General features: G+C 55.7%; 7 protein-coding genes and 1 pseudogene. 5 read left to right on the top strand and 3 right to left on the bottom strand.

The features are described from left to right. From RTK32_RS16045 to RTK32_RS16035, 3 genes are all read left to right on the top strand, one after another. Positions 1–2,767, top strand: a 2,767-nt coding sequence (locus RTK32_RS16045; RefSeq protein WP_312045708.1) for a valine--tRNA ligase, incomplete at its 5' end; no start/stop codon positions are given. Between the two features lie 153 nt (positions 2,768–2,920). Further along, complete coding sequence (gene cybB, locus RTK32_RS16040; RefSeq protein WP_312045706.1) at positions 2,921–3,460, top strand: cytochrome b561; 540 nt, start codon at positions 2,921–2,923, stop codon at positions 3,458–3,460. A 169-nt stretch (positions 3,461–3,629) separates the two neighbouring features. Further along, the gene (locus tag RTK32_RS16035) at positions 3,630–4,133 is read left to right on the top strand and encodes a GNAT family N-acetyltransferase (RefSeq protein WP_312045705.1); all 504 of its coding nucleotides are present in this window, start codon (positions 3,630–3,632) and stop codon (positions 4,131–4,133) included. Positions 4,134–4,175: 42 nt separating this feature from the next. Here the strand turns inward: RTK32_RS16035 and RTK32_RS16030 are convergent, their stop codons facing one another. From RTK32_RS16030 to rraB, 3 genes are all read right to left on the bottom strand, one after another. Then, the gene (locus tag RTK32_RS16030) at positions 4,176–4,352 is read right to left on the bottom strand and encodes a histidine phosphatase family protein (protein WP_312045704.1); all 177 of its coding nucleotides are present in this window, start codon (positions 4,350–4,352) and stop codon (positions 4,176–4,178) included. A gap of 111 nt (positions 4,353–4,463) precedes the next feature. Beyond that, entirely contained in the window at positions 4,464–5,228 is a 765-nt protein-coding gene (gene miaE, locus RTK32_RS16025) for a tRNA isopentenyl-2-thiomethyl-A-37 hydroxylase MiaE (protein WP_312045703.1), read from the bottom strand. A gap of 99 nt (positions 5,229–5,327) precedes the next feature. Next, the gene (gene rraB / locus RTK32_RS16020) at positions 5,328–5,753 is read right to left on the bottom strand and encodes a ribonuclease E inhibitor RraB (protein ID WP_312045701.1); all 426 of its coding nucleotides are present in this window, start codon (positions 5,751–5,753) and stop codon (positions 5,328–5,330) included. A 157-nt stretch (positions 5,754–5,910) separates the two neighbouring features. Here rraB and argF point away from each other — a divergent pair, with 157 nt between their 5' ends. After that, positions 5,911–6,921: an ornithine carbamoyltransferase gene (gene argF, locus RTK32_RS16015; RefSeq protein WP_312045699.1), complete on the top strand. Its 1,011-nt coding sequence runs from the start codon at positions 5,911–5,913 to the stop codon at positions 6,919–6,921. Positions 6,922–7,159: 238 nt separating this feature from the next. Further along, positions 7,160–7,551: pseudogene (locus RTK32_RS16010) on the top strand (aspartate carbamoyltransferase); the annotation flags it as partial.

Here is a 7,551-nt window from a genome sequence, read left to right as displayed (position 1 = left end):
CAGCCAGGAAAGCTTCTGCATCATGATCCCGCCGCCGAACGTCACCGGTAGCTTGCATATGGGTCATGCGTTCCAGCAAACCATCATGGATACCATGATCCGCTACCAGCGTATGCAGGGAAAAAACACCCTGTGGCAGGCGGGCACGGACCATGCGGGCATCGCCACGCAGATGGTGGTGGAGCGTAAGATCGCCGCGGAAGAAGGCAAAACGCGCAAAGACTACGGTCGCGATGCCTTTATCGAAAAAATCTGGCAGTGGAAGGCGGAATCCGGCGGCACCATTACCCGCCAGATGCGCCGTCTGGGCAACTCCGTGGACTGGGAGCGCGAACGCTTCACCATGGACGATGGCCTTTCCAACGCAGTGAAAGAAGTGTTTGTGCGCCTCTACAAAGAGAACCTGATTTACCGTGGCAAACGCCTGGTGAACTGGGATCCTAAACTGCGCACGGCGATCTCCGATCTGGAAGTGGAAAACCGCGAGTCTAAAGGCTCAATGTGGCATATCCGCTATCCGCTGGCCGACGGCGCGAAAACCGCTGACGGTAAAGATTATCTGGTGGTGGCGACTACCCGCCCGGAAACGGTGCTGGGCGATACCGGCGTGGCCGTTAACCCGGAAGATCCTCGCTACAAAGATCTGATCGGTAAATTCATCGTGCTGCCGCTGGTTAATCGCCGCATTCCCATCGTCGGTGATGAACACGCCGATATGGAAAAAGGCACCGGCTGCGTGAAGATCACGCCAGCGCACGACTTTAACGACTATGAAGTGGGTCGTCGTCACCAGCTGCCGATGATCAACATCCTGACCTTTGATGGCGATATCCGTGACGCCGCCCAGGTCTATGACACCAATGGCGAAGAGTCTGACGTTTACAGCAACGCCATCCCGGCCGCCTTCCAGAAGCTGGAGCGTTTTGCCGCACGTAAAGCTATCGTTGCTGCTGTTGATGAGCTTGGCCTGCTCGATGAAATCAAACCACACGATCTGACTGTCCCGTACGGCGATCGCGGTGGCGTAGTGATCGAGCCAATGCTGACCGACCAGTGGTACGTGCGTACTGCACCGCTGGCAAAAGTTGCCGTGGAAGCCGTTGAACAGGGTGATATTCAGTTCGTGCCTAAGCAGTACGAGAACATGTACTTCTCCTGGATGCGTGATATTCAGGACTGGTGTATTTCTCGTCAACTGTGGTGGGGCCACCGCATCCCGGCCTGGTACGATGCCGAAGGCAATGTTTACGTTGGCCGTACGGAAGAAGAAGTGCGCGCCGAAAATAACCTGGGTACGGACGTGGTGCTGAACCAGGACGAAGACGTGCTGGATACCTGGTTCTCCTCAGGGCTGTGGACTTTCTCCACGCTGGGCTGGCCGGAAAAAACGCCGGATCTGAGCACCTTCCACCCGACCAGCGTGCTGGTCAGCGGCTTCGACATTATCTTCTTCTGGATCGCCCGCATGATCATGTTGACCATGCACTTCATCAAAGATGAAGACGGCAAGCCGCAGGTGCCGTTTAAAACTGTCTATATGACGGGGCTGATCCGTGACGAAGAAGGACAGAAGATGTCCAAGTCGAAAGGCAACGTAATCGATCCGCTGGATATGGTTGACGGCATTTCGCTGGAAGATCTGCTGGAGAAACGCACCGGCAATATGATGCAGCCTCAGCTGGCGGAGAAAATCCGCAAGCGCACCGAGAAACAATTCCCGAACGGCATCGAACCGCACGGTACCGATGCGCTGCGCTTTACGCTGGCGGCGCTGGCCTCTACCGGTCGTGATATCAACTGGGATATGAAGCGCCTGGAAGGCTATCGCAACTTCTGTAACAAGCTGTGGAACGCCAGCCGTTTCGTGCTGATGAACACCCAGGATCAGGACTGCGGCTTTAACGGCGGCGAGCTGGAACTGTCGCTGGCGGATCGCTGGATCCTGGCCGAATTCAACCAGACGGTGAAAGCTTACCGTGGCGCGCTGGACAGCTACCGCTTCGATATTGCCGCCAACATCCTGTATGAGTTCACCTGGAACCAGTTCTGTGACTGGTATCTGGAGCTGACCAAGCCGGTAATGAACGGCGGTTCAGAAGCCCAGCTGCGCGGCACCCGCAACACGCTGGTTGTGGTGCTGGAAGCGTTGCTGCGCCTGGCGCATCCGATTATTCCTTTTATCACTGAAACCATCTGGCAGCAGGTGAAAGTGCTGAAAAACATCAGCGATGACACCATCATGCTGCAGCCGATGCCGGAATTTGAAGAAGCGAAAGTGGATGAGGCGGCGCTGAGCGATACAGAATGGCTGAAGCAGGCTATTGTCGCGGTGCGTAACATTCGTGCGGAGATGAACCTGTCACCCTCCAAACCGCTCGATGTGATGCTGCGCGGCGCGAGCGCTGACGTTGTGCGCCGCGTGACCGATAACCATAACTTCCTGAAGTCTTTGGCCCGTCTGGACAGTCTGACCTGCATGGCCGCTGGCGAGAAAGGCCCGGTTTCGGTCACCAAGATCATCGACGGTGCAGAGCTGCTGATCCCGATGGCTGGCCTGGTGGATAAAACCGCCGAGCTGGATCGTCTGGCCAAAGAAGTCAGCAAGCTGGAAGTGGAAATCGGCAAAATTGAAGGCAAGCTTTCTAATGAAGGCTTTGTCTCCCGCGCACCGGAAGCCGTTGTGGCAAAAGAGCGCGAGCGCATGGCCGAGTTCGAACAGGCCAGGCTCAAGCTGATTGAGCAGCAGGCCATTATCGCGGCACTGTAACCGCATCAGCCAGACGGCAGTCATATGCCGCCATCACGAAGCGCCCCGTAACCTGTTTACGGGGCGTTTTTTTATCCCTAAAAGGCGCGCCCAAACAAATTCTTAAGAAAGCGGTGGTACATTAACGGTCTGTTACTTTCCCGGGACAAAACGATGACTGACAAGTATGCCAGACCCCAAATGGCGCTTCACTGGCTGACCGTGCTGCTGCTTACCGTTGCCTACGCCGCGATTGAACTTAGGGGTTTTGCCGACCGCGGATCCTGGCAGCGGCTGGCCATGATTATTACGCATTTCAGTGCAGGAGCGAGTGTGCTGCTGGTGATGCTGGCCCGTATGTTTTTGCGTTTCCGCCACCGTAGCCCGGCGATTACCCCACCCATCGCCAGCTGGCAAAAAGGGCTGTCACATGCGGTGCATACCGCGCTCTATGCCTTATTTATCGTGCTGCCCATACTGGGTCTTTCTTCCCGCTATCTCTCCGGTCGGCAGTGGTGGTTGTTTGGCGCAAACATGCCGGTCTCTGCCACCCCCAATCCGGAACTGGCCCATACGATTATTGAGTGGCATGAAACGCTGGCGCCGCTCGGTTACTGGCTGATTGGTCTGCACGCGCTGGCTGCCCTCTTCCATCACTATTTTCTGAAAGATGATACCCTGGCGCGCATGATGCCTGCCCGGCGCATTAAATAGCGCGCCGGTCATTAAGGCGGGCCTGGCCTGCACTCTCGCAAAAGCCGCCCGTTTTACCTTGCCCGCTCTCCCGGCGGGCTTTGCTTTTCGCGCGTAAGCGGATGATTGCATCCTCGCCCGACGGATGGTATTACACTGCAAAACTCTCTGAAAAAATGGCTTCCTGCTTATGACCAGTACCCTTTCGCCCGCTATCCGGGTTCGGCTTATTGAACCCGCTGATAACCCCCATATCGCTCACGTTATCCGTCAGGTTTCCGCCGAGTGCGGCCTGACTGCCGATAAAGGTTTTACGGTTGCCGATCCGAACCTCGACCAGCTCTGTGAACTCTATCGCCAGCCCAACAGCGCCTACTGGGTGATTGAGCTGGACGGCAAGGTGATGGGCGGCGGCGGCGTGGCCCCGTTACAAGGCAGCGAAGCGGACGTTTGTGAACTGCAAAAAATGTATTTTATGCCTGAACTGCGTGGGCTGGGCGTGGCGAAAGCGTTGGCGTTGCAGGCCATGGAACATGCCCGCGGGCTGGGCTTTAAGCGCTGCTACCTGGAAACCACCGCCTCACTGACCCGCGCCATCCGCCTTTACGAGCACCTGGGCTTTCAGCATATCGATGGGCCGATGGGCAACACCGGCCACGTCGATTGCGAAGTAACCATGCTGCGTTCGTTATAAATCAGCAGGCTATCAGGGTGGCGTCAGCGGTGCAGGTGCAGGCTACGGTGAGCGGCGCGCGATGTAGCTTAAATCGTTGATCGCCTCGATAACAAACTCGCCGGCATCGTTATAACGGATACGGGTAACGCTGGCATTATCGAGCGGCTGCGTGAGCTGCTGATAACCCAGCTCGTGCAGCAGCGTCATAATTGTCATGCCGTGTGTAACAATCAGCACGTTGCTGCCGCCCTACCGCTGCTCCATGCCGCAATAAAATGTGTCGGTTTCAGCCCGCGTCCCGCTTTTTTGACGATTTCTGCTTTTATTTATGGCATGCGGAAATAAATATTACACCCAGTCCGGCAGGCCGCTGTGGAAACGCAGTTCGCTGTCAGGTTCGCCGATCAGCTTTGCTTCCGTTTCGCCTATTTTTCGCACGCGCGCGGTAATATCCTCTGCCGAAATGTCTGCAGCCAGTGCCAGATAGTCCTGATAATGTCGTGCTTCTGAACGCAGCAGGGAAAAATAAAAATCGGCCAGCTCTTTGTCCAGATAAGGCGCCAGGCTGGCGAAGCGTTCGCAGGAGCGGGCTTCTATATAGGCCCCGCAAATCAGCTTATCCACCAGCGTCTGCGGCTCGTGCGTGGTAACTTCCCGCAACAGACCTTTGGCATAACGGCTGGCAGTGATTTTGACGTAGGGAATGGCACGATCCTGCATAATTTCCAGTACCTGATAAAAATGATGCAGCTCTTCTTTAATCAGCAGCACCATCTTGTCTACCAGCCTGTCGCCGTAGGGCACGTCCGTGCGGCTGATAATCGCTTTCGACAACCCTTTATGCTGTTCCAGGAAAGCTAAGTCGGCGTTTTCGCTGTGCACAAACTGTTCCCAGGGCTTTAACCAGGCCAGCAGCGCGTCGCCGCTCTCTTTATCCGCTACGTATTTGCGGATCAGCCACATGGCGGTTTGGGCAGCCTTCAGCTCGCAAACAAGGTGATCGGTCAGCAGCAGCGGCAGGTTTTCCGGCTTGCGGGCTTCGTCGAGCCATTTTTGCGGCGTACGGCAGTGCAGGAAAGCGTGAACGGGAGCAAGCAGGTCGTGGGTGATCATGCGGGCAAACAATCCGTAAAAATCGGGTTAAAAAAGCCTCGCGCCGCCCTGCAGGGAGCAGGACGACGCAAACGGGCAGACAGCGTCCGCCCACGAGCATCAGTGACGAGTGCCGTTGTCTTCTTCGTCGGTCAGGTCGTCGTCCTCGTCTTCGTCCTCATCCTCAGCATCCGGATCTTCAAAGTAAGTGCCCCAGCCGTCGTAATCCACGTTGTACTTCGCGGCGAGGTCAATCAGCTGCTCTACCTGAGCATCGATCAGCTCCGCGTTCAGCGCGGCTTCGCTCAGGATATCGCAGCACATCACTTTAGTGCCGTCTTCCAGGTCCAGTTCTTCCGGCTCGGTGACTTCGTAACCCAGCTTGAACGCATCAACCGCCGCCTTTTCCAGCGCGTCAAAGCTGTCGCAGGAGAGGTGGTGTTCGATGGTGTAGAGCGCATCCGGGTCGCTGCCATCATCCAACAGCTCTTCAATAATCAGCCGCGTCTCTTCACGCTGCTCTTCCAGCAATGCTTCATTTGCCATGATCCGTTCCTCTGTATGTGGCCTTTGTTAAGTATTTTCCCACACTGTCCTCTGCGCCACTACCTTTATAGAAAAGTTTCTGCACGCCAGGGTTGAAAATGCATATTAATACAGTTAACTTGAATTTTAATTCATAAATTACTTTCCGGAGCACGCAATGAGTCAGTTATATCAACGCCATTTCCTCAGGCTGCTTGATTTTACCCAAGCCGACATTACCGCTTTACTCGCGCTGGCCGCACGGCTTAAGACCGATAAGAAAAACGGTGAAGAAGTGCAGCACCTCAAAGGTAAAAATATCGCGCTCATCTTCGAAAAAGACTCGACCCGCACCCGATGCTCTTTCGAAGTTGCCGCTTACGATCAGGGCGCCAACGTCACCTGGATTGGCCCAAGCGGGAGCCAGATCGGCCATAAAGAGTCGATGAAAGATACCGCGCGCGTGCTGGGACGCATGTATAACGGCATCCAGTATCGCGGTCACGGGCAGGCATTGGTGGAATCACTGGCGGAACACGCGGGCGTACCGGTGTGGAACGGCCTGACCGATGAATTCCACCCCACGCAGCTGCTGGCAGATTTATTGACCATGCAGGAGCATCTGCCGGAGAAACCTTTCAGCGAGATGGTTTTTACTTACGTGGGCGATGCGCGTAACAATATGGGCAATACTATGATGGAGGCCGCGGCGCTGACCGGGCTGGATCTCCGGCTGGTGGCCCCGAAAGGCTGCTGGCCGGACGCCGCGCTGGTGAACGAATGCCGTCAGGCTGCGCAGGCCAGCGGCGCTAAGATTACGCTGACGGAAGATATTGCTGAAGGCGTTAAAGGCGCTGACTTTATCTATACTGACGTCTGGGTGTCCATGGGCGAGCCGAAAGCAGTCTGGGAGGAGCGTATCGCCCTGCTGCGAGCGTACCAGGTCAATAGCGAGATGCTGGCGCTTACCGGTAATCCAGAGGTGAAATTCCTACATTGCCTGCCCGCTTTCCATGACGATCAAACCACGATGGGCCAGCAGATGGCTGAGCAATACGATCTGCACGGCGGCATGGAAGTGACCAACGAAGTGTTTGAATCCAAACATAGCGTGGTGTTCGACCAGGCGGAAAATCGCCTGCATACCATTAAAGCGGTGATGGTGGCGACGCTGGCCAAATTACCCTGAACCTGCGCCAGGCAAACGATTACTTTTACTTGCCGCCGTGGAATGAATGCGTATAATGCCCCCCGTTTGTCTGGAGGATGCATGAAACTGATTACTGCTGACATTGTAAAAATGACGAGCCTGAATGCAGGCCGGCAGTGCCGTTTTTCCTCCTTCCCGATCGGTAAAAACGCCCCTCAATGAGGGGCTTTTTTTTGCCCATTTTTTAGCTTACCGGCACGTGCAGAGGAAAGTGAACATGTCTAACCCACTGTATCACAAAAATATTATCTCAATTAACGATCTCAGCCGTGAAGAGCTGGAGCTGGTATTACGTACCGCCGCCAGCCTGAAGGCGAAACCGCAGCCCGAGCTGTTAAAGCATAAGGTCATCGCCAGCTGCTTTTTCGAGGCCTCTACCCGTACGCGCCTGTCGTTTGAGAGCGCCATGCACCGCCTGGGCGCTTCCGTGGTCGGTTTTGCCGACGGCAGCAATACCTCGCTGGGCAAAAAAGGCGAAACGCTGGCGGATACGCTTTCCGTTATCAGCACCTACGTGGACGCTATTGTCATGCGTCATCCACAGGAAGGCGCGGCGCGTCTGGGCACGGAGTTCTCCGGTGGCGTACCGATCCTGAACGCTGGCGACGG

Source organism: Erwinia sp. (assembly GCF_031978025.1).
GTDB lineage: Bacteria > Pseudomonadota > Gammaproteobacteria > Enterobacterales > Enterobacteriaceae > Erwinia.
Note: the sequence above shows the minus strand (reverse complement) of the source record. Positions and strands in the feature narration are given on the sequence as shown.